The organism is Dokdonia sp. LLG6352-1 (genome assembly GCF_045055815.1).
GTDB lineage: Bacteria > Bacteroidota > Bacteroidia > Flavobacteriales > Flavobacteriaceae > Dokdonia > Dokdonia donghaensis.
Genome location: NZ_CP159329.1, coordinates 440,001 through 461,562, shown reverse-complemented (window position 1 = coordinate 461,562; position 21,562 = coordinate 440,001). Strand labels below are relative to the sequence as shown.

Annotated in this window: 15 protein-coding genes, 2 tRNA genes and 2 rRNA genes (1 of these 19 running past the window's edge); 11 read left to right on the top strand and 8 right to left on the bottom strand. The window is 39.4% G+C overall.

Going from position 1 to position 21,562, the window contains the following annotated elements; all coding sequences use genetic code 11:
* Window positions 1-29: 29 nt before the first annotated feature.
* The gene (gene hemL / locus ABVM49_RS02125) at window positions 30-1,316 is read left to right on the top strand and encodes a glutamate-1-semialdehyde 2,1-aminomutase (RefSeq protein ID WP_405202824.1); all 1,287 of its coding nucleotides are present in this window, start codon (window positions 30-32) and stop codon (window positions 1,314-1,316) included.
* Window positions 1,317-1,392: 76 nt separating this feature from the next.
* On the opposite strand, the gene ABVM49_RS02120 is transcribed toward hemL, so the two are convergent.
* The 3 genes from ABVM49_RS02120 to ABVM49_RS02110 form a co-directional block, all read right to left on the bottom strand.
* The gene (locus tag ABVM49_RS02120) at window positions 1,393-1,833 is read right to left on the bottom strand and encodes a hypothetical protein (RefSeq protein WP_405202823.1); all 441 of its coding nucleotides are present in this window, start codon (window positions 1,831-1,833) and stop codon (window positions 1,393-1,395) included.
* 239 nt (window positions 1,834-2,072) lie between these two features.
* Window positions 2,073-4,550 carry a zinc-dependent metalloprotease gene (locus tag ABVM49_RS02115; protein WP_405202822.1) on the bottom strand — a complete coding sequence of 826 codons (2,478 nt, stop codon included), beginning with the start codon at window positions 4,548-4,550 and terminating at the stop codon, window positions 2,073-2,075.
* 63 nt (window positions 4,551-4,613) lie between these two features.
* Window positions 4,614-4,796, bottom strand: a complete 183-nt coding sequence (locus ABVM49_RS02110; protein ID WP_405202821.1) for a hypothetical protein — start codon at window positions 4,794-4,796, stop codon at window positions 4,614-4,616.
* A gap of 189 nt (window positions 4,797-4,985) precedes the next feature.
* Here ABVM49_RS02110 and ABVM49_RS02105 point away from each other — a divergent pair, with 189 nt between their 5' ends.
* Both ABVM49_RS02105 and ABVM49_RS02100 read left to right on the top strand, forming a co-directional pair.
* Window positions 4,986-5,789 (top strand): helix-turn-helix domain-containing protein, encoded by an 804-nt coding sequence (locus ABVM49_RS02105; protein ID WP_405202820.1) that lies wholly within the window; start codon window positions 4,986-4,988, stop codon window positions 5,787-5,789.
* A 57-nt stretch (window positions 5,790-5,846) separates the two neighbouring features.
* Window positions 5,847-7,010: a serine hydrolase domain-containing protein gene (locus tag ABVM49_RS02100; RefSeq protein ID WP_405202819.1), complete on the top strand. Its 1,164-nt coding sequence runs from the start codon at window positions 5,847-5,849 to the stop codon at window positions 7,008-7,010.
* A gap of 5 nt (window positions 7,011-7,015) precedes the next feature.
* Here ABVM49_RS02100 and ABVM49_RS02095 read toward each other — a convergent pair whose 3' ends face one another.
* From ABVM49_RS02095 to lysS, 3 genes are all read right to left on the bottom strand, one after another.
* On the bottom strand, window positions 7,016-7,684 hold the full coding sequence (locus tag ABVM49_RS02095) for a transglutaminase domain-containing protein (protein ID WP_405202817.1): 669 nt from the start codon (window positions 7,682-7,684) through the stop codon (window positions 7,016-7,018).
* Window positions 7,685-7,688: 4 nt separating this feature from the next.
* Window positions 7,689-8,099, bottom strand: a complete 411-nt coding sequence (locus tag ABVM49_RS02090) for a carboxypeptidase-like regulatory domain-containing protein (RefSeq protein WP_405202816.1) — start codon at window positions 8,097-8,099, stop codon at window positions 7,689-7,691.
* A 277-nt stretch (window positions 8,100-8,376) separates the two neighbouring features.
* On the bottom strand, window positions 8,377-10,071 hold the full coding sequence (lysS, locus tag ABVM49_RS02085) for a lysine--tRNA ligase (RefSeq protein WP_299147518.1): 1,695 nt from the start codon (window positions 10,069-10,071) through the stop codon (window positions 8,377-8,379).
* 138 nt (window positions 10,072-10,209) lie between these two features.
* Here lysS and ABVM49_RS02080 point away from each other — a divergent pair, with 138 nt between their 5' ends.
* From ABVM49_RS02080 to lipB, 3 genes are all read left to right on the top strand, one after another.
* Complete coding sequence (locus ABVM49_RS02080) at window positions 10,210-10,368, top strand: YqaE/Pmp3 family membrane protein (RefSeq protein ID WP_081965011.1); 159 nt, start codon at window positions 10,210-10,212, stop codon at window positions 10,366-10,368.
* Between the two features lie 2 nt (window positions 10,369-10,370).
* Entirely contained in the window at window positions 10,371-11,219 is an 849-nt protein-coding gene (locus ABVM49_RS02075) for a hypothetical protein (RefSeq protein ID WP_405202815.1), read from the top strand.
* Window positions 11,220-11,301: 82 nt separating this feature from the next.
* Window positions 11,302-12,018 (top strand): lipoyl(octanoyl) transferase LipB, encoded by a 717-nt coding sequence (lipB, locus tag ABVM49_RS02070; RefSeq protein WP_405202814.1) that lies wholly within the window; start codon window positions 11,302-11,304, stop codon window positions 12,016-12,018.
* A 32-nt stretch (window positions 12,019-12,050) separates the two neighbouring features.
* Here the strand turns inward: lipB and ABVM49_RS02065 are convergent, their stop codons facing one another.
* A complete protein-coding gene (locus ABVM49_RS02065; protein WP_405202813.1) occupies window positions 12,051-14,510 on the bottom strand; it encodes a hypothetical protein in 2,460 nt (819 codons plus the stop codon).
* A gap of 94 nt (window positions 14,511-14,604) precedes the next feature.
* Window positions 14,605-15,243: a ribonuclease HII gene (locus ABVM49_RS02060; RefSeq protein WP_405202812.1), complete on the bottom strand. Its 639-nt coding sequence runs from the start codon at window positions 15,241-15,243 to the stop codon at window positions 14,605-14,607.
* 67 nt (window positions 15,244-15,310) lie between these two features.
* On the opposite strand from ABVM49_RS02060, the gene ABVM49_RS02055 reads away from it, so the two are divergent.
* From ABVM49_RS02055 to ABVM49_RS02035, 5 genes are all read left to right on the top strand, one after another.
* The gene (locus ABVM49_RS02055; RefSeq protein WP_405202811.1) at window positions 15,311-17,317 is read left to right on the top strand and encodes a putative porin; all 2,007 of its coding nucleotides are present in this window, start codon (window positions 15,311-15,313) and stop codon (window positions 17,315-17,317) included.
* A 752-nt stretch (window positions 17,318-18,069) separates the two neighbouring features.
* A 16S ribosomal RNA gene (locus ABVM49_RS02050) occupies window positions 18,070-19,593 on the top strand.
* 209 nt (window positions 19,594-19,802) lie between these two features.
* A tRNA-Ile gene (locus tag ABVM49_RS02045) sits at window positions 19,803-19,876 on the top strand.
* A 132-nt stretch (window positions 19,877-20,008) separates the two neighbouring features.
* Window positions 20,009-20,082 (top strand) — tRNA-Ala (locus ABVM49_RS02040).
* A gap of 213 nt (window positions 20,083-20,295) precedes the next feature.
* A 23S ribosomal RNA gene (locus ABVM49_RS02035) occupies window positions 20,296-21,562 on the top strand (it continues 1,560 nt past the right edge of the window).
* The 16S and 23S rRNA genes sit together here with 2 tRNA genes alongside, the layout of an rRNA operon.

Genomic DNA, 21,562 nt, shown 5'->3' with positions numbered 1-21,562 from the left:
GCACTCTAGCAGAGTGAAATATATAGCATATGATTTATAAGAGAAGTAGTGAGTTATTTGTAGCGGCTCAAAAAGTAATACCAGGTGGAGTAAACAGCCCAGTAAGAGCTTTTAAATCTGTAGGTGGTGATCCTATTTTTGTAAAAGAAGCAAAAGGAGCTTATTTATATGACGAGGATGGTCGCAAGCTTATAGACTACATAGCATCTTGGGGGCCTATGATATTAGGTCACGCACATAAGCCTGTGGTAGATGCTGTAGTGCAAAAAGCACAAAAAGGAACCTCTTTTGGAATGCCTACAGAGATAGAGACAAAAATTGCAGAGCTTGCCATCTCAATGGTACCAGGTATAGATAAAATACGTTTTGTAAATAGTGGTACAGAAGCTTGTATGAGTGCGATACGTCTAGCAAGAGGTTTTTCTGGAAGAGAGAAAATTATAAAATTTGCAGGTTGTTACCACGGTCACTCGGACTCATTTTTAATACAAGCCGGGAGTGGTGCAGTGACTTTTGGCTCTCCTAATAGTCCGGGAGTAACTACCGGAACAGCAAAAGATACTTTACTAGCAGACTATAACAATCTTGATCAAGTAAAAGCGCTTTTTGCCGCAAACCCTGGAGAGATTGCAGCCATTATCATAGAGCCTGTTGCAGGTAATATGGGGTGCATACTCCCAGCCGAAGGTTTCTTACAAGGACTTCGTGAGCTGTGTGATGAAAATGGTGCTCTGCTTATATTTGATGAGGTGATGACCGGCTTCCGCCTTGCAAAGGGAGGCGTTCAAGAACTTATGGATGTACAAGCAGATATTGTAACCTTTGGAAAAGTAATAGGAGGTGGTCTGCCTGTAGGAGCATTTGCAGCTCGAGCAGAGATTATGAGTCACCTCGCACCAGAAGGGCCAGTTTACCAGGCTGGTACACTTAGTGGTAACCCGCTAGCGATGGCTGCAGGTCTTGCAATGCTTACAGAACTTAATGAGAACCCAGAAGTATTTACAAGCCTTAAAGACAAGACCGAATATCTACATAAAGGTATAGAACAGGTACTTACAGAAAGCGGTGTAACATTTACAATAAATAGACTAGGCTCTATGATCTCTGTGCACTTTGCAAAAGAGGCTGTGGTAGATTTTAAAACAGCGGCAGCTGGAGATAATGATACCTTTAAGAAATTCTTTCACGGTTTACTCGCAGAGGGTATTTATATAGCACCTAGTGCTTATGAGAGCTGGTTTTTAAACGATGCACTGTCGTATCAAGATCTTGATGATACAATTGCTGCTGTAGCAAAGGTGAGTAAAACCTTATAAGTTTACATAAAAAAGAAAACGGCATCCTAACTAAAGGATGCCGTTCTCAAACCAAATTAATCAATCAATAAAAACATTATTTACCACGCTGGCCTCTACCACGTTTGCCACCGCGTCTTCCTTCACCTTTGCGCTTTGCGCTCATCTTCTTAAACTGCTTAAATTGGTCTTCAGATAAGATACTTTGCATCTCTTGTTGCATAGCTATTTGTTTATCTAGACGTTCATTTGCCTTAGCAAATTTTTGCTCTTTTGTAAGCTCAGGTTTTTCTGTTTGAGCCTTGCGGGCTTCCATCGCTTGCTTGCGGTCTTTTGCTTGAGCAAGTAGTACGTTATACACTTTTTTAGACTGGTTATTGTCTAGAGCAAGTGCTAGTGTCATTTTCTTAGTTTTAAGCGTAGCCATTTGTTCTACAGTAAGGTCTTTTCCTCTTCTGTCTTCTCCGCCTCTTGGTCCTCTTTGTGCAGACATTGATATAGTAGCTAGTACTAAAAATGCCATTATTAACTTTTTCATATTCTTTATTTTTTTAATTACTGAACACTTATATGACTGTGTAAAATGCACAAAGTTTAATCCATTTTTATTTTTAGGATTTATTTGTGATTTGTTGCGCTTTCGCGAAAGCGTATATATCCTCAGTAATTTATGAACTCTAGAGTAGTCTGGTAACGAGAATTTTTTACATACAAAAGCCGACTGTCAACGACAGCCGGCTTATATCGGAAGGGGAAATCTTAGGGGTAAATTATCCCTTATTTAGGGTCAAGTATTAAATTGATACGCTCTACAAGATCTTCTGTGTGTATACGACTCATACGATCACGCAGTCTGCTGTTTTGTAAATCACGTTTAAGATCTTTAAGTTCTGCACGCACCACGGCTCTAATGTCACTCTGGCTTACATCAATAGAAGTTCTAGTGCTAAAACGGCTAGAAGCTCCTTGCTCATTTGTCATTAAATACTCCAGACGCTCTACATATGCACGCTGTAGGTTACGACGATAAATATCTATAGTACTTCTTGTCTTTAACTCACTAAAGATACCATCGCGAGTATCTTCCATCATATCCATAAAGGTATATGCACTGTTGCCATTAAGAGTTTCGTTCTCCAGCATACGTCCCATTCTTCCAAAATCTAGAAGGTTGTTAAGCGTTCTAGTCTGGAAACGTCTTATACGTTCTACACTACCTGCATTTTCTATTTTATCAAAAATGTTAGTGTCTAGTAACCACTCTGGCGTCTCAAAAAGGTTTTCTTGTAAGAAGGTAAGTGCTTCTTTTTGTTTCTCCTTTGGTACGTGCGTGTATACAGCTCCATCTTGATCATAGGTTTTATACATCTCATATACACCACCTACATTTGCGGCAACGTGCCCCATATAGCGGTTATACTGAGAGAGTACTTGACCATACATTTTATCTAGCTCATCATAATTCTGTCCCTCTTCTGCAGTCCAAGTGATAAGGTTAGGTACTATGAGTTTAAGGTTTGCAATACCGTAAGCACTAGCTTTCATAGCATCGTCGCCTAGATCTTCTGTTTGAGAGCTAGGGTCTATAACGCCTCTTTGCTGTCTCCCAAAACGGTACATAGGGTCTCCAGCGTGCTCAAGTATCCAGCTGTCTAGGGTTTTCTTTTCGTCTTCGGCACTTTTTGCCTCAAGTATAGGGCGGTATCCCCACTTAATAGCATACTTGTCGTAGATACCTATGTTAGGCATCAAGGCTACATCACCATCACCTGGTTGTGCGATATAGTTAAAACGAGCATAATCCATAATAGAAGGTGCTGTTCCATACTTTTTTGTAAACTCAGGATCACGTAAATCGTCTACAGCATATGCGACACTACTTCCCATATTGTGAGGAAGACCTAGTGTGTGACCTACCTCGTGAGAACTCACAAAACGAATTAATCGTCCCATAATCTCATCTTTAAACTCGTTAGATCTTGCTTCTGGATTAATCGCTGCTGTCTGTACAAAGTACCAGTTATGTAATAAGGTCATAACATTATGGTACCAGTTGATATCACTTTCTAAAATTTCTCCAGATCTAGGATCACTCACGTGAGGTCCATTTGCATTAGGAATAGGAGACGCAAGGTAGCGCACTACACTATAACGTACATCTTCTGGGCTCCAGTCTGGATCTTCTTCTACAGAAGGAGGATCTGCCGCGATAATGGCATTTTTAAATCCAGCAGCTTCAAAAGCTACTTGCCAGTCTTCTATACCTTGTTTGATATATGGCACCCATTTTTTTGGTGTTGCTCTATCTATATAATAAACGATTTGCTTTTTAGGCTCAACAAGCTCACCTCTTTTAAAGGCTGCCATATCTTCGTCCTTAACTTCTAGTCTCCACCTGTCTAAGTAACGTATGGTTTTACTTTTTTGTAAATCTAGACCGTAATCTGTTTGCCCGCGGCCAAACCACCCTACACGCTCATCAAACATACGGCGTTGCATAGGTACTTCTGGTAATAAAATCATAGAGTTACTCATCATAAGTGAGAGTGTACCCGTAGCATTATTAGACGGTAATGCACTACCGCTGTATGTTTTTACGGTACGTACTTCTATGTTTTGCGGGTAACTTCTTATCGTATCTATGTAAGAGCGCTTTGCATCTAGCTTAGAAACCTTAAGACTTTTGCGACGTCTCTGTGGTAAACCTAGCGGTTTAACATCTGTTTCAAATAAAGGGCTCGCGTCTATCACAATATTCTTATTGCCAGAAACAGAATCCTTCTTATATGCCTTTACATCAAAAGCATACAGAACTGGCTCAAAATTACTGTTCTTTACAGCCTCAGAAATAGGAAGTGAGTCTGCGGCATAAATTTGATGTGACACCACACGTAGTAATACCTTTTTATCTTTTACTTCCCAGCGTAGTACAGAGGTGTTTTGTTTTCCTCCCCCAAAGCCAAGTCCTGTGGCAGTCTTTGCAATACGAGTGACCATAAGCATCTCGCGACCCATCAATGTGTCTGGAATCTCATAAAAGTACTTGCCGTCTAGTTTATGTACGGTAAAGAGACCTTCGTCTGTTTTTGCTTCTTTTGTGATTAATTTGCCATAAGGTTTTATGGCATCTTTTTTGTCTTTTTTTGCAGATTTTGAGGCACTTGCCTTGCTGGCAACTTTAGATTGTGATGCGCCACAACTCGCAATTGTAATAGCTAGTAGTGTAGCAATTACGTAGGATAATTTTCTATTCATTCAATTGGATGTTTTACAAGGGTAAAAGGTACTGCCCAGAACCCGCCTATCTTGTTAAGAAAATCATAACAAGTGAAGGGTAGTGTCATAAAGTGGTGTATTGTCAAGCTTAGATTTTATCCAAGCAAAAAAGCTCACCATAAAGATGTCTTCTTCTTTAAGGGTGGAGGTGGTAAAGTTATTTTTTACGCTTTCGCGAAAGCGGGATTCCCATTTTCTTCTATCTGCACCTATTTGTTCGTCCATAAGCTTGAGATATCACTGAGCCTGTGCAAAATCACGCACTCTCCGTCAAAAATTATAAGGCTCTTAGTAACTGGATTCTTCATAGTAAATCAATTTTGTAAGTTACCATTGAGTCTAAAAAAATAGTGAACTTTTTAAAAACAGTTTTTTAAGAGTAGGTTTCTATTTTTTAATGAGTAGCTTGGTCTTATGATTTTTGAGCCACATATACCAGAGGTAAAAAAGCACATAGACCATTACTGGATTGTAAAAGATGCTGTGCTCTTGTCTATGGGAAGCCCTACAATGTATGCATACCCTGGCATCACTCCAGATATGATTATTGTGCTAGATGGTCATTACACAATGAGCTATATGGGGAAAACTTATACATCTAATAGAAGTAAGTTGTATAGCTTTATTCATAAGGAAGTGGTTGTAGATCTCTCGCATCTCAAAAGCTGTATCATCATTAAATTTAAAAGCAGGGGACTGTCTTCGCTCAAACCATTTTTAGACCTTAATACAGAAGCCATTATGAAAGACAGCGTCGCCTTTGCAGATGATGTTTTTGGGATGGATGTCGAGCTACTTAAAATTCATCTACTTACATTATCACCTTCAGAAATTGCGAGCGAATTAGATCAATGGTTTGCAGAGAGGTATAAAAAGGAGCGAGAAGGTTTTGTAGTAGCAATGGCGCAAGAAGTGAGCGCTAGTTGTGATATACAAACTATTATTAAGGCTACAAATTACTCCTATTCTACACTAGAGCGTCACTTCAAGAGAGATACAGGTCTCACTCCAAAAAAGTTTCAGTCACTTCAGCGATATAAAAAAGCCATACGTGAGTTATATGTTACTCGTAATAGCGACTGGCAGCATTATGTAGTAAAGTATGGATATTACGATCAGAGTCATTTTATTAAAGAGATAAAAAGATATACAAATCATACACCGTCACAACTCTTAAAGACACCATCTTTTATAGAAGTAAGACCTAACTACTTTTGACGAAAATTTACAATGACCGCTTTCGCGAAAGCGTAATCTTTGTAAAAAATAACACGAATGAAATATATCCCATACCTAATTGCACTTTGTTTTATAACCCTAAGCTGTAGCAGTACACAAGAGGTAAACTATACTCAAGATACTGATAAGCAGCTGCAATTTTTTCTAGATGACACTTTTACTGATACAAAGCAAGATGTAACCGGTGTCTCATTATCTGTAATTGCCCCTTTTGCCGAAATAGATTTTTCTGGAGCGGCTGGATATGATAGTATAGATAAGGATGCGTTGTTAAAAGCAAACCAGCCCTTTAGAATAGCGAGTGTGACTAAGGTATTTGTAGCCGTGGCGATATTACGTCTGTATGAGCAAGGAGAAGTATCGCTAGAAGATGCTATCTCAAAATATATCTCTGAGGAGCATATCGCATTACTTAAAAAGGGCGGTTATGACCCAGATAAAATAACTATACGCCACTGTCTAGGTCATACAAGTGGTTTATATGATTATGCAGAGGGAGGGCCAGAATATATCGAAGCCACTTCAAAAACTCCAAACAAAATATGGAGCCGTACAGAGCAAATACAATTTGCAATAGATAATGGGAGTCCTTATGCTGCTCCCGGAGAAGAAAATAATTATAGCGATACAGGTTATATCTTACTTGGCGAAATCATAGAACGCACAACTAAGCTCGATCTTGCGGCTGCACTTAGGTCATTACTTAAGTTTGACGAACTAGGTATGACGTCTACCTATTTACAAAGTCTAGAAGAACCTACGCAAGAGTTACCACAAGAAGTGCATCGCTATGTAGGTAATCTTGATGCTACAAAGTGGCATAACTCTGTAGATTTATATGGAGGTGGTGGTCTGGTTTCTACTACGAGAGATTTAAGTGTATTTCTTCAAGCGGTTTTTAATAATCGTGTTTTTGAAAATAAAAATACCTTAGACACAATGCTATTACTAGATGGCAGGTATGATGAAGGAAATGTCCCTAAGCAGCGTCTAGGTTTTGATAGCTATTACAGTAAAAAACTTGACGTAGAGACCTATTTACATTCTGGTTTTTGGGGAACGCTGTTTATTTATATTCCCACTTATAATGCTAGTATAGCAATAAACAATACACAAGATGGGGATGTAGATGGTGATGTGTTAACAAACGTAATTTATTACCTGCAGTGGCTAGATAAACAGCCCAGTGGTAAAATGTAATATCATTATTGCATTACAAGTAAGTCGTTCCATTGTTCATTAGTAGCGTGGTGCTTTTTTAAAAACTCCTCTGGTTCCATTAAAAAGTAGCTAGGGTCAAAGTCGTAAATAAAAAGCTGGCTTTTAACATCAGTATATCCGCTAGACCAGGTAGCATCGCATACATACCATTTCCCGTTAAGTTGTACGCTATTCCACGCGTGATTTGCAATAAGTTTCCCATTTGATCTAAATGTGCTTGTAGGGTCATATCCATTTATGACTTCACAAGTAATTCCAGATAATAGGGCAAGCTTTTTAATTAGATAGGCATATCCCGTACACAGTGTTTCCTTTTCATTAACTAATGTTGTAAGAACTTCTTGCTTAAACACAGAACGTTTGGCATCTGAGTAACTTTTATCCAGATACATCTTCTTGCTCTTGCGTGTAAGTGCATCATTACCTTTTATATTATGAGTAACCCAGTAATAGATTGCTCTAAATTTTTCAACATCTGTAGTAAGCGTTGAGGTGAGTTTGTGGCTTAATAGTGGGAGATTGTATAATTCTTCACCTTCAAGAAGTGATGCCTTATAATCGGCAGTTGTAAAATCAATGTGTGCAAAGTCTGAGCGCTGTGCACTTGTCACAGTTGTGAAGATGAAGAATATAAAGAGCGTAAGCTTGTACATATAGTTACATAGATTTAGGTATAGCTTTCTTTTGGGCAGGTGCAGTTCTCAAAGCTCCTACTATAACAATGGCTGTACCTTCTAAAAATGGTTCGATGTACGTAGTGCCACGTTCGATTTTTACCTCCATATCTTCAAAAGCCATTGAGCTTACAATAAGAACATCATTTTCCTTAAGCGGTTGCGGAAAAGTAAAAGCACCATCGTCATCTGCCATAATACCTATGTTTGTTCCTTTAAGAACGATGGCTGCTCCCGGCACAACGCTATTATGCGTTTTTACTACGCCAGATACCGTGCGCTCTACGGCTTGTGCTTGTGCCGTTTGAGATGTAAACACGAAGGCTAGAACCATACAAATACTCGCAATGGCGCCTGTTACCTTCTTCTTTGTTGTGATGTGCTTTGTTTTCATAATAAATGTGTTTTTGTTTATATCAAAACTATGGGGAGATGCCCTTTCTTAAAATTATAAATGCGCAAATGCCAGTTATATGACTGTAAACTGTCCTTTTCACTTAGGGAAGTATAATGCCGCTAGGTGTAAGTACGCTTTCGCGAAAGCGTAATAAATACCCATAAACTCATATAATGAAGATGTATTTATCAACTATAACATTGAGCACATCACTAAAAATAAGAAAACCCCTGCCGATAGACAGAGGTTTTATATAGTAAGAAAGGCGATTGCCTTAGTCTGCGATGGTTACAAATAGACCATCATCTGTTTTTGAAACTTTTGCGGCGCCCATTTTTGTAAGCCCTTTTATGCCTTTATCCCAAGCCTTGTTACTTAATCCGGCAGCTGTCTTTAAAGCACTAAGCTCCTGCGGACTTTCCTTTTTGAGTAGTTCATAAATAGCTTTTTCATTTTCATTAAGGTCAAGTGCTTTCTTCTCTGGTTTCATCTGTGGGAAGAAAAGTACTTCTTGTATAGACTGGTTATTTGTTAAGAACATTATTAAACGATCCATCCCTATCCCCATACCAGAAGTAGGAGGCATTCCGTACTCTAATGATCTTAAGAAATCATAATCTATAGAGGCTGTTGCCTCATCATCACCTCTCTTTGCAAGTTCTAGCTGTGCTTCAAAACGCTCTCTTTGATCTATAGGGTCGTTAAGCTCTGAGTATGCATTTGCAATTTCTTTACCACATACCATAAGTTCAAAACGTTCTGTAAGCTCTGGGTTATCGCGGTGCTCTTTACAAAGCGGACTCATCTCTTTAGGGTAATCTGTAATAAAGGTAGGCTGTATGTAGTTACCCTCACACTTCTCTCCAAAAATCTCATCTATGAGTTTTCCTTTACCCATTGTATCATCTACCTCGATACCCATACCCTCTGCAGCGGCGCGTATCTCATCTTCGGTCTTACCGTTAATGTCAAAACCTGTGAAGTGCTTGATACTATCTGCCATAGTAACGCGGGCATATGGAGCTTTAAAGTCTACCTTGTGCTCTCCAAAGGTAGCCTCTGTTGTACCATTTACTGCAATGGCACAAGTCTCTAGTAATTGCTCACAGAAGTCCATCATCCAGTTGTAATCCTTATAGGCTACATAAATTTCCATTGCGGTAAATTCTGGATTGTGCGTACGGTCCATTCCTTCATTTCTGAAGTTTTTTGAGAACTCGTATACTCCTTCAAAACCACCTACAATAAGACGTTTTAAGTATAACTCATTTGCAATACGCATATATAATGGCATATCTAGTGAGTTATGGTGCGTTATAAATGGTCTTGCAGCTGCACCACCTGCGATAGGTTGTAATACTGGTGTCTCAACCTCAAAGTATCCTGCGTCGTTAAAGAAATTACGCATTGCGTTAAAGAGCTTTGTACGTTTTACAAAAACTTCTTTTACGTGCGGGTTTACAGTAAGGTCTACATATCGCTGTCTGTAACGCATCTCTGGATCTGTAAATGCATCGTGCACTTTACCTTCATCATCTGTGCGTGGTTGTGGTAATGGCTTGAGTGCTTTACTTAATAGAGTGAAGTCTTTTACTAGCACAGTGATCTCTCCTACCTTAGTGGTAAACATCTCACCTTCTATACCTATAAAGTCTCCTATGTCAAGAAGCTTTTTATAAACCTCGTTATACTTAGATTTATCTTCTCCTGTGCAGATTTCATCACGGTTAAAGTATACTTGTATGCGACCTTCACCGTCTTGTATTTCGGCAAAAGAGGCATTTCCTTGTATACGTCTTGACATTAGCCTTCCAGCCATTACTACTTTTTCACCTTCTGTGTAGTCATTTTTCGCTTTCGCGGAAGCGTGAGTCACGTGGTATTGTGCTGCGGGATAGGGGTTGATTCCTATTTCGCGCAAGCGAGATAATTTCTGGCGGCGTACTTGTTCTTGTTCTGACAGTTGCATACGGTAATTTTTAAGCTTGCAAAGATAGTCATAGCAGGGTCAGAAACGAAATGCTTGTAACAATTCTAATAATATGTAGACATATTAAGTACATCAATCAAGTGTTACCTTTGTGGTAACCTATCAAAATCAAATTATATGAGTATCTGGCGTGTCTTACTAGCCATCTTTTTTCCGCCCCTTTCTGTTATAGGTAAAGGGTGTGGGTCTGTATTAATAGTTTTCTTACTTTGGCTCTGTGGCTGGGTGCCCGGCGTGATTGCAGCACTCGTTATTTTAAACAATCCCAAAAATTAAAAATGAATAAAAAAAATTACCTATCACTAGTAGTGCTACTTGTATTGCTGGTGAGTTGTAGTATGCAAGAGCGTATTGTCTTTAATGAAGATATGGGTGGTCGATATGAGTCTGTAGTAGACTTGTCTCAACTTATGGCGCTGGGAGCCCAAGGAAGACCAGTATCTGTAGACAAGAAAAAGGAAAAGATGGACACACTTGTTGTGTTTAATGATTTTCTGGAGACTTATAAAGATAGTATTGCAACCTTACCAGCGGCTAAACAAGAGGATATAAAAGCGCTAAGAGATTTCTCTATGCAAATGAATATAGATGAGGATAATGGTGTTATGGTACTTACCATCATAAAGAACTTCAAGCAGTTTAATGAGATAGAGCGTATCGCTTATGATATAGAGAAGGTATTTGATACAGCAAAGAAAACAACACCAGGAAGTGAGAAAGCTACTAGCAGCCCTGCAAGTAGTATGCTTAGTACAGATAAGGTGATATATACATTTATAGATAATACCTTTAGAAGAACAGACCCAAAAGCACTTACAGAACATCTAGGTGAAGAGGTTGTCTTGTCACAAAAGACGCAAGAAACTATAGGGCAAAGCTCAAGCGGAGAAGTAGGAGATGAAAATGATATGATGTCTGGTATGCTCGCCCAGATGGATAAGGAGCTTAGTAAGTCTACAATGACACTTGAGTATGTGTTTCCTAGAAAGGTTATTTCTGTAACGCCAGATGGAGCGAGTATAGGAGCAGATGGTAAGACGGTTACTTTTGAAATAGACTATCACAGCTTGCTTAATAATAAGAGCAAGGTATTAGAAAATTTTGAGGTGGTTCTTGAAGAGCAGTAAGAGCTGTTTTTAACGATATTTTATAACCTCCTACCATCTGGTAGGAGGTTTTTTAATGTGAAGTAATTCTTACCTTTGCGGCGTGAATAAAAATATCATTTTTCAGGATTTAGGACATCGCGATTACAAGGAAACTTGGGATTATCAAGATGAGCTTTTTAAGAAAACTGTTGCAATGAAAATTGCAAACAGAAGAGAAGATGCAGGATTAGTAACTCCTAACCATTTTCTCTTTGTAGAGCATCCACACGTTTTTACGTTAGGTAAGAGTGGTGATATGTCTAACCTGCTTGTGAGTGAAAAAGAGCTAGCCGAAAAGAATGCTACATTCTATAAAATAAATAGAGGTGGTGATATTACCTACCACGGGCCGGGTCAGATAGTGGGATATCCTATATTAGATCTTGATAACTTCTTTAGAGATATACATAAATATTTACGTCTACTTGAAGAGATGGTTATTCTCACTCTAGCCGAATACGGACTCAAAGCCGAGCGTTCTCCAGGGGAGACAGGAGTTTGGTTTGACGTAGGGACGCCATTTGCTAGAAAGATATGTGCTATGGGTGTGAGAGCGAGCCGCTGGGTTACTATGCACGGCTTTGCCCTTAATGTAAATGCAGATCTAGGTTATTTTGACCTTATGATACCTTGCGGTATAAAAGATAAGGCCGTTACCTCACTTAATGTAGAGCTAGGTAAAGCTACACTAGATCAAGAGGAGGTGAAGGCTAAGCTTAAAAAGCATTTTACAGCCCTTTTTGAAGCGGAGTTTGTTACTCCAGAAGATGCAGAGTAATCTCCATATCTCTCAATTACTTAAAATCTATTTTACTTGTTTATTTTATAAATAAGGATAGACTTGTCACCACCTTGTGTTACAAAACCTAGTGACTTGTTTTTTTCTAGTAAACCTACAGAGGCTTTTGATGTACCGTAAATAGGGAAGTTAGGAAGTAGATTTCCTTTGCTGTCATATAGATACACCTCACTAGATTCTGTATTAGTAAGTGTGATGTATTGCTTTTTTGCGGCTTCAAAAACTTGTGGAGCACTATAAGAACCATAAGCTATTTCTTTTTTCTTACCGTTTATTAATAGTACATTTTCTCGCTGCCCTACCGCAAGAGACTTGCCTAGCGCTATGCGTGAGTCTGAGTCAAAATCTGAGATGGTCTGTACGACTTCTCCCTTTGTAGTGACTCTTACCTTCTCTCCGTTTACAGTATATGTTTCAAACGTATTTCTGTTTCTATAAACTGGCACATCACCAAAGTTTATATTTTTCTTTACCTCTATACGAGAAGTACCAGTACGACTCAAGATGTTGAGTTTTCCATTGTTTTCGGCAATTACGATATAATCCTTATTTGCAATACGTATGTGTGCTGGCGGAAATATAACTGTACTCGTAGCTTCCTTAAAAGTAAATCCAGAAACAGGGCTTGCCTTTTTATCATACATAAGTACCTTTTCACCCTGCACAATTACAAAACGATAGTTGCTATTGTTATCATAGTCAAATATCGCAAGTGGTTGTGTGATGGTGTCTTTAAAAGACAGTGGGTATGGTCCCACATCATTACCATTACGATCTAGAATATAGAAAGACTTCTCTGTGGTGAAGGCTAGCTGTAATCTCCCGTTACGGTAGATGTCAACCTGCTGCATATCACCTAGTATTTGACCATCCAGATCCTTTTGCCATAATACCTTACCGGCATTACTTATAAGGTATAGAGTGTTATTTATGTCTTGCACAACAATATCTTGTCCATCTGTACGATGATTTTTTACCAGCTGTGGAGACATTGTAATAGGTGCACTGAGCTTCACATTTGCAATTTGTGCAATGCTAGCATCTGTAGTGTTGTCTTCATTCTTAAGTATTGTCGTGTTGAGCAGCAGGTAATCTTTCTCTTGCACAAGTTGTAGAGCGGCATAATGATAGCCTTCTAGCGTAGTTTCTTTTAGGTTTTTTTGTCCCTGTTCTGATACAAGTTGCTTATAGTTTTTGCTATCAAGGTTTGTGATGTGCAAGTAACTCGAGGCACGACTCAATGCGTTTTTTGTAGGAGCAAATGCCGCACTGGTAGCTAATATTGCTTGGTTTTGATAATTTGCAATAACAGTTTCTAGTGCTTCTTGATTTTCGGCAAAGAGATAAAAGTCATCTATTGTGGCATACATCTTTGGAGAAGAGAGGTTGAGTAGAGGTGAGTACGCTTTCGCGAAAGCGGAAGCATTCTCAACTTCATATATCTTAACTTTTCTAAAGGTCGCTAGCTCTGATCCGCTTGCAAGCAAATTATCTGTAACACTCACATCTGCCGAAACACCCACAATCACCGAACTCTTTGCAAGATGAATAACACCTATCTCTGTAAAACTAGCAAAGAGGTCTTCTTGCGGGATGTTATATTGAGCAAGGTCTACCTTGAGCAAGTCTGCTTTATTAGATTTAAGTTGTTCCCAGCTATCATAGCTTATAGCTTCTACAGCTACGGCAGCGGTGGGAGTGATGCTAGTGATTCTGTTTACTACAGGGTTTGTGTTCTTGAGTAGGGAGAGACGCAAGTTTGTAGAGTCTTGTACGAGTACCACCCCATTGAGACGTACATCATTTTGGTCAAGGTCAATATCTGCCGTGGCCCAAGTAAAGGAGTCTTTAAGCGCATTTACGCCAGCTGCAGGAAAGAGTGTTTTGTATAAATCTCCTCCTTCAGATCCTTTTATAAAAATAGAAGCAGTCGCACTGTTACTAGAAGAATTATAGGCACGGTCAAACATAGGGTCTGTGTACGTTTCTCTATTTTTCTCTCTCAGCACATTCTCAAGTAAAATTTTTGAGGTGCTTGCTATAAAAACATCGTTATATATAAGGTAATGAGCATTTGCTCCTAGTGACTTAATTTTTTTGTCATTGAGTGAGGCTTCTCTTATAAGCGTTGAGTCATTTTTAAAAAGGCCTAGGTGGTTTTTTGTGATAATGCTCAAGTCGTAGGCTTTGCGTCCTAGCCTAGTATAGCAAAACAGTGTCTCTCCATCTGGTTGTACAGCTGCAAATGCGGCTTGGTTATCTACTAGTGTTTTGTATAGACTAGTGGTGCCCAGCTCTTGTATGAAATCATTATTGACTAGCGCACTTTTAAAATCTTTAAGATCTGTAGTTTTTACAACAACAGATGCCTTACGAGGAATGTATTTTGTGAGTGAGGACGAGTTCTTTGTTGAGGTTGTGCAGCTAGCTAGCAATACAACAACGGCAGAGAGGTATAATAGAATTTTCATAAATAGTAAAGACTGGTTGTTCAAAAATACAGTCTTGTGTGAGACCTACGGCCTTTGTGGTCATAATATTATTGACCACCTTTTCAACAGTATATTACTTATGGTCTTTAAAAGTAAAGTCTAGCGAGTATTGTTCGGGTAATAGTTTAAAGCTTTTGCGGTGGTATTTTGTAATACCATAGGTGCGTATCGCTTCTCGATGTTCTTTTGTAGGGTACCCTTTGTTTTTTTTCCAGTTATACATAGGGTACTCTTCGTGTATGCGGTCCATAAATAGGTCGCGCTCTGTTTTGGCAATGATAGATGCCGCGGCTATGGGGAGGTATTTTCCATCACCTTTAATAACAGTTGTGTGGTCTATGCCAGTAAATGGTTTAAAGCGATTACCGTCTACAAGTATGTGTTGCGGTTTTTTTTGCTTTCGCGAAAGCGTACCTATCATACCTTCAATACTACGATGCATAGCAGTGATAGAGGCGTTAAGGATATTAATCTCGTCTATTTCCTCCATCATCACGTGAGAAAAAGAGTAGGCAATTGCTTGCTGCTCTATAATAGGTTTGAGTAAATCACGTTTCTTCTCTGTGAGTTGTTTTGAATCTGTAAGAATCTCGTTTATAAAACTATCGGGCAGCATCACAGCAGCTGCCGTAACGGGTCCTGCAAGACAGCCACGACCAGCCTCGTCTGTGCCACATTCTATAAGATGAGTATGATATTTAAGTTTAAGCATATATTGAACGGGTCAAAATACTAGAATCGGTGCAAATAATGTAATTTTGACACATCAAATTGTTTATATGAATAAGATTTTTGGGTTTATTTTTTGTCTAGCGCAAGTAGCAGTCTTTGGGCAAACATCACCTATACAGCAAACACCTACATTGCAAAGAAGTGAAGGTCTTGGTGATAATAACGACCCGCTTAATGCTAGAGATGCAAAATCTACAAATATTAAAGAGTTTGAAAGACCACCTGTAGAGGATTATAAGATTATCTCTGTAAAAAGAGATACCTTATATGTAGATACGACCCTTACTATAGAAAAGGATTATAAATTTAATTACCTGCGTAAAGACCGCTATGGTTTATTGCCGTTTGCAAATACCGGGCAAACTAACAATACACTTATACATCATTTTAATAACAGGCGCACCACGCCTGGCTATATTGCAAATGCTAGACACTTTGCTTATCAAGAGGTAGAAGATATAAAGTATCACTACCTACCTACACCGCTCACAGAGTTGTTTTATAAGAGCGCTTTTGAGCAAGGACAACAACTAGATGCTTTCTTTACCCTTAATATACACCCTAGACTTAATATGTCTATAGCTTATAAAGGAGTGCGTAGCTTAGGTAAATATCAAAATGCATTAACCAGTTCGGGTAATTTTAGATTTGCGGGTAGCTATAACACAAAAAATAAGCGATACTATATAAAGGCACACTGGGTTGCTCAAGATTTAAGTAATCAAGAAAACGGAGGATTAACCACTTTAGGTATAGAGCAGTTTAATAGTGGTGACGAAGATTTTGATGATAGATCAAGATTGCCAGTAAACTTTGAAGATGCCGAGAATATACTAGATGGTACAAGAGTGTATGTAAACCATCACTATAATATTATTCAAAAACAAGATAGCCTTAAGGACTATAGTTTGAGAGTAGGTCACATTTTTAATAGCGAGAATAAATTTTATAGATATAGCCAAGATGCAGCAAATGATCTTTTTGGAGAGGCATTTAGACAAACCGACTTTTCTGATAGAACAGATCACGAAGAAACCTTTAACGAACTAAACCTTGTTTATGAAGATAAAAAATTAGGGCAACTCAAGTTTCAAGCAAATGCTACGTATTTTAATTATGGCTATGATGCAGTACTTATACAAGGTATAGATCAAGATGGTGATGGTATAGACGAGCAAACGGTAAGAGTACCTAATAGAATACAAACCACCACAATTGCAGTAGGAGGAGGGTATAAAAATAAAATAGGTGGTTTTGATATACTGGGAGATGCTCAAGTAAATGTCTCAGGAGATTTTGATGGATACAATATATATGGAGAGGCTGGATATGCTATAGATAAAGACAAGCGCTTTTCGGCAAGTATATTGAGCAATGCAAGACCAGCAGGATTTAACCATCTACTTTTTCAGAGCAACTATATAAACTATAACTGGTCTAATCAAGAAGCTTATGCAACTGTAAAGACTAATACACTCACGGCTCAGTTAGATTCAAAAAAGTGGGTAAACCTCAAAGCCTCTGCCGCTACTATAAAAGACTATGCATATTTTGCATTAGATCCTGTAGACTCGCTTGTAAACTCTTTTCAAACCAGTGAGTCCATAAATCATCTTCAGGTCACAGCTAGTAAAAATATCAAGTATAAGAAGTTTAATCTAGATCTCACCGCCACATATCAAAACGTGAGTGGGGCAGAGGGTGTACTCAATGTTCCAGACTTCGTGGGTAGAGGAAGCTTATATTTCACAGACCGTCTGTTTAAAAAAGCACTCTTTTTACAAACAGGGTTTACTGCAAACTACTTTACAAAGTATAATCTCAATGCATATGACCCCATACTCGCAGAATTTTATGTGCAAAACTCTCAAGAGTTTGGGAACTTTCCCCTGCTAGACTTCTTTATTAATATGAAAGTTCGCCAGACCAGAATCTTTCTCAAGGCCGAACACTTTAATAGTAGTTTTACAGGTAACGACTTTTATAGTGCACCAGGGTATCCATATAGAGACTTTAATATACGCTTTGGTATCGTTTGGAACTTCTTTCTTTAAATAATTACGCTTTCGCGAAAGCTTAAGTAGATCCACAAAAAGCTCTATAATAAGACACCTTTACTATTTGTAGGAAGAAAACAGTCTTTGTGGTCTATTTACGGGTATTTTTTTTAGCAGTAATTGAGTGGTGAAAATGCTTCAATAAAGAAATAATAAAGCTAGACTAAACAAGGTCAAAGGATTAGATTTTTATTTGAATTAAATATCAAAAAATACTTGTCAGGCTTGAACTTCTGTGTATCTTTGCCACCCGTTTGACTGCAAGCGGTAGTTCTTATAAATGTTTGTTTAATTGGCTTTAAAATTTATTTTAAATTATTTTCAAAAGATAGTTTGTAAAGTCAAAAAAGGTTGTAGTTTTGCAGCCGCTAACAAATGGAGGTTTATTTGTAAGAGTTGTTCTTAAAGATTGTTGTTTTTATTGCTTCAGAAAAAAATAATTTTTTTTTCAAAATAAAGTTGTCAGTATTAAAAACAGTTGTATATTTGCACCCGCTTAGAGAAACAGTAACACATCTAGCGAAGTTCAAGTAATTTTTTTGAATGTTTTGGAAGGATAAAAAGGGGTTCGATTCCTCTTGCATTAACATTGATTTTCTAGTTTTTAGGAATTAGGAAAAGTTCATTGACTTATTGAATTGACAGCGCGTATTAATACTTTCGGGTATTATTACAAAGAATTTGAAAACTAGAAGTTTATTATTGACCGGATATTTCGAGTTGTGAGGAGTTAATATTATTAACAACACACGATGAAGAGTTTGATCCTGGCTCAGGATGAACGCTAGCGGCAGGCTTAACACATGCAAGTCGAGGGGTAACAGGAGTAGCTTGCTATTTGCTGACGACCGGCGCACGGGTGCGTAACGCGTATAGAATCTACCTTATACTGGGGGATAGCCTTTGGAAACGAAGATTAATACCCCATAGTATTATTTTTTGGCATCATTAAATAATTAAAGTTTCGGCGGTATAAGATGACTATGCGTTCTATTAGTTAGTTGGTAAGGTAACGGCTTACCAAGACTTCGATAGATAGGGGTCCTGAGAGGGAGATCCCCCACACTGGTACTGAGACACGGACCAGACTCCTACGGGAGGCAGCAGTGAGGAATATTGGACAATGGAGGCAACTCTGATCCAGCCATGCCGCGTGTAGGAAGACTGCCCTATGGGTTGTAAACTACTTTTATATGGGAAGAATAAGATCTACGTGTAGATTGATGACGGTACCATAAGAATAAGCACCGGCTAACTCCGTGCCAGCAGCCGCGGTAATACGGAGGGTGCAAGCGTTATCCGGAATCATTGGGTTTAAAGGGTCCGTAGGCGGGCATATAAGTCAGTGGTGAAAGTCTGTGGCTTAACCATAGAATTGCCATTGATACTGTATGTCTTGAATTATTGTGAAGTGGTTAGAATATGTAGTGTAGCGGTGAAATGCTTAGAGATTACATAGAATACCGATTGCGAAGGCAGATCACTAACAATATATTGACGCTGATGGACGAAAGCGTAGGTAGCGAACAGGATTAGATACCCTGGTAGTCTACGCCGTAAACGATGGATACTAGTTGTTTGGTTTTCGGACTGAGTGACTAAGCGAAAGTGATAAGTATCCCACCTGGGGAGTACGTTCGCAAGAATGAAACTCAAAGGAATTGACGGGGGCCCGCACAAGCGGTGGAGCATGTGGTTTAATTCGATGATACGCGAGGAACCTTACCAGGGCTTAAATGTAGTCTGACAGCTTTAGAGATAGAGTTTTCTTCGGACAGATTACAAGGTGCTGCATGGTTGTCGTCAGCTCGTGCCGTGAGGTGTCAGGTTAAGTCCTATAACGAGCGCAACCCCTGTGGTTAGTTGCCAGCGAGTAATGTCGGGAACTCTAGCCAGACTGCCGGTGCAAACCGTGAGGAAGGTGGGGATGACGTCAAATCATCACGGCCCTTACGTCCTGGGCCACACACGTGCTACAATGGTAGGGACAGAGAGCAGCCACTTAGCGATAAGGAGCGAATCTATAAACCCTATCTCAGTTCGGATTGGAGTCTGCAACTCGACTCCATGAAGCTGGAATCGCTAGTAATCGGATATCAGCCATGATCCGGTGAATACGTTCCCGGGCCTTGTACACACCGCCCGTCAAGCCATGGAAGCTGGGGGTACCTGAAGTCCGTCACCGTAAGGAGCGGCCTAGGGTAAAACTGGTAACTGGGGCTAAGTCGTAACAAGGTAGCCGTACCGGAAGGTGCGGCTGGAACACCTCCTTTCTAGAGCTTGTCCCTGTTATTGTGAGTTATGTAATTTATTATGTAGCGATATCATTAACAAACAGCAAACGACTTACAACCGAATGGTTAGTAATAGGTTTTAGTTTTCAATAGCTGTCGATTTAATTATTAATAAGGAAGTAGGAATTGAGTAAGTAAGAATTAGTTTTTACTAACAATTACACTTGATTGCTATAGACTATTAAGACAGTCTCATAGCTCAGCTGGTTAGAGCGCTACACTGATAATGTAGAGGTCGGCAGTTCGAGTCTGCCTGAGACTACTTTTATGCTTTCGCGAAAGCTTTATAAATCGTGACGTTCATACGTATTACATTTTGAAGGAAATTTTAGAAGTTGAGAATCATTACTTCGTCATTCGAAATCTGATGTCATCATCTTGATTTCATAGAAATGGGGGATTAGCTCAGCTGGCTAGAGCGCCTGCCTTGCACGCAGGAGGTCATCGGTTCGACTCCGATATTCTCCACATAAGCTATCAATTTTAAATTGTTGGCGATTAGTTACGAGTTTACTTGTAGTTGATACCGTTCATTGACATATTGGGAAATAATTAAAGAATACGAGAAGTCGTGTATAGCCTAGCCGCTATATACGCAAATTAATAATAATATGAATAACTCATTATAATATAAAGGTTTATGTATTTTATACATAAGCCCTTAAAAGAGCAATTAAGTACAATAAGCTAATTAAGGGCGTATGGGGAATGCCTAGGCTCTCAGAGGCGATGAAGGACGTGATAAGCTGCGAAAAGTTGCGGGGATCTGCACACAAGAATTGATCCGCAAATATCCGAATGGGGCAACCCGGTATATTGAAGATATATCACCAGAAATGGGGCAAACCCGGAGAACTGAAACATCTAAGTACCCGGAGGAGAAGAAAACAATAGTGATTCCGCTAGTAGTGGCGAGCGAACGCGGATTAGCCCAAACCAGTAATGTTACGGCATTGCTGGGGTTGTAGGACCACGTTATTTTGTGCTTTATGAACTAGAATGCTTTGGAAAGAGCAACGATACAAGGTGATAGTCCTGTATAGGTAAAGACAGTTACAGATAGTGGTATCCTGAGTAGTGCGGGGCACGTGAAACCCTGTATGAATTTGTGGGGACCATCCCATAAGGCTAAATACTCCTGAGAGACCGATAGTGAACCAGTACCGTGAGGGAAAGGTGAAAAGAACCCTGAATAAGGGAGTGAAATAGAACCTGAAACCATACGCTTACAAGCGGTCGGAGGTCTTCGGACTGACGGCGTGCCTTTTGCATAATGAGCCTACGAGTTACTTTAACTAGCAAGGTTAAGATTTTTAGGATCGGAGCCGTAGCGAAAGCGAGTCTGAATAGGGCGTTTTAGTTAGTTTGAGTAGACGCGAAACCGTGTGATCTACCCTTGGGCAGGTTGAAGCTTTGTTAACCCAAAGTGGAGGACCGAACCCGTTGACGTTGAAAAGTCTTGGGATGACCTGAGGGTAGGGGTGAAAGGCCAATCAAACTCGGAAATAGCTCGTACTCCCCGAAATGCATTTAGGTGCAGCGTTGATTTATAGTTTTATAGAGGTAGAGCTACTGATTGGATGCGGGGGCTTCACCGCCTACCAATTCCTGACAAACTCCGAATGCTATAAAATGTTAATCAGCAGTGAGGGCATGGGTGCTAAGGTCCATGTCCGAGAGGGAAAGAACCCAGACCATCAGCTAAGGTCCCCAAATGATAGTTAAGTTGAAAAAACGCGGTTGGACTGCTTTGACAGCTAGGATGTTGGCTTGGAAGCAGCCATTCATTTAAAGAGTGCGTAACAGCTCACTAGTCGAGCGGTCCGGCATGGATAATAATCGGGCATAAACTATCTACCGAAGCTATGGGATCCTGCAAGAGCAGTGATCGGTAGGGGAGCATTCTGTTTGCGTTGAAGGTGTACTGTGAGGTATGCTGGAGCGTACA

Bases quoted from the DNA above. Each gene is read 5' to 3' on its own strand.
- hemL (WP_405202824.1), top strand. From the start codon at position 30: ATGATTTATAAGAGAAGTAGTGAGTTATTTGTAGCGGCTCAAAAAGTA.
- ABVM49_RS02120 (WP_405202823.1), bottom strand. From the start codon at position 1,833: ATGAAAAAGTTAATAATGGCATTTTTAGTACTAGCTACTATATCAATG.
- ABVM49_RS02115 (WP_405202822.1), bottom strand. From the start codon at position 4,550: ATGAATAGAAAATTATCCTACGTAATTGCTACACTACTAGCTATTACA.
- ABVM49_RS02110 (WP_405202821.1), bottom strand. From the start codon at position 4,796: ATGGACGAACAAATAGGTGCAGATAGAAGAAAATGGGAATCCCGCTTT.
- ABVM49_RS02105 (WP_405202820.1), top strand. From the start codon at position 4,986: ATGATTTTTGAGCCACATATACCAGAGGTAAAAAAGCACATAGACCAT.
- ABVM49_RS02100 (WP_405202819.1), top strand. From the start codon at position 5,847: ATGAAATATATCCCATACCTAATTGCACTTTGTTTTATAACCCTAAGC.
- ABVM49_RS02095 (WP_405202817.1), bottom strand. From the start codon at position 7,684: ATGTACAAGCTTACGCTCTTTATATTCTTCATCTTCACAACTGTGACA.
- ABVM49_RS02090 (WP_405202816.1), bottom strand. From the start codon at position 8,099: ATGAAAACAAAGCACATCACAACAAAGAAGAAGGTAACAGGCGCCATT.
- lysS (WP_299147518.1), bottom strand. From the start codon at position 10,071: ATGCAACTGTCAGAACAAGAACAAGTACGCCGCCAGAAATTATCTCGC.
- ABVM49_RS02080 (WP_081965011.1), top strand. From the start codon at position 10,210: ATGAGTATCTGGCGTGTCTTACTAGCCATCTTTTTTCCGCCCCTTTCT.
- ABVM49_RS02075 (WP_405202815.1), top strand. From the start codon at position 10,371: ATGAATAAAAAAAATTACCTATCACTAGTAGTGCTACTTGTATTGCTG.
- ABVM49_RS02065 (WP_405202813.1), bottom strand. From the start codon at position 14,510: ATGAAAATTCTATTATACCTCTCTGCCGTTGTTGTATTGCTAGCTAGC.
- ABVM49_RS02060 (WP_405202812.1), bottom strand. From the start codon at position 15,243: ATGCTTAAACTTAAATATCATACTCATCTTATAGAATGTGGCACAGAC.
- ABVM49_RS02055 (WP_405202811.1), top strand. From the start codon at position 15,311: ATGAATAAGATTTTTGGGTTTATTTTTTGTCTAGCGCAAGTAGCAGTC.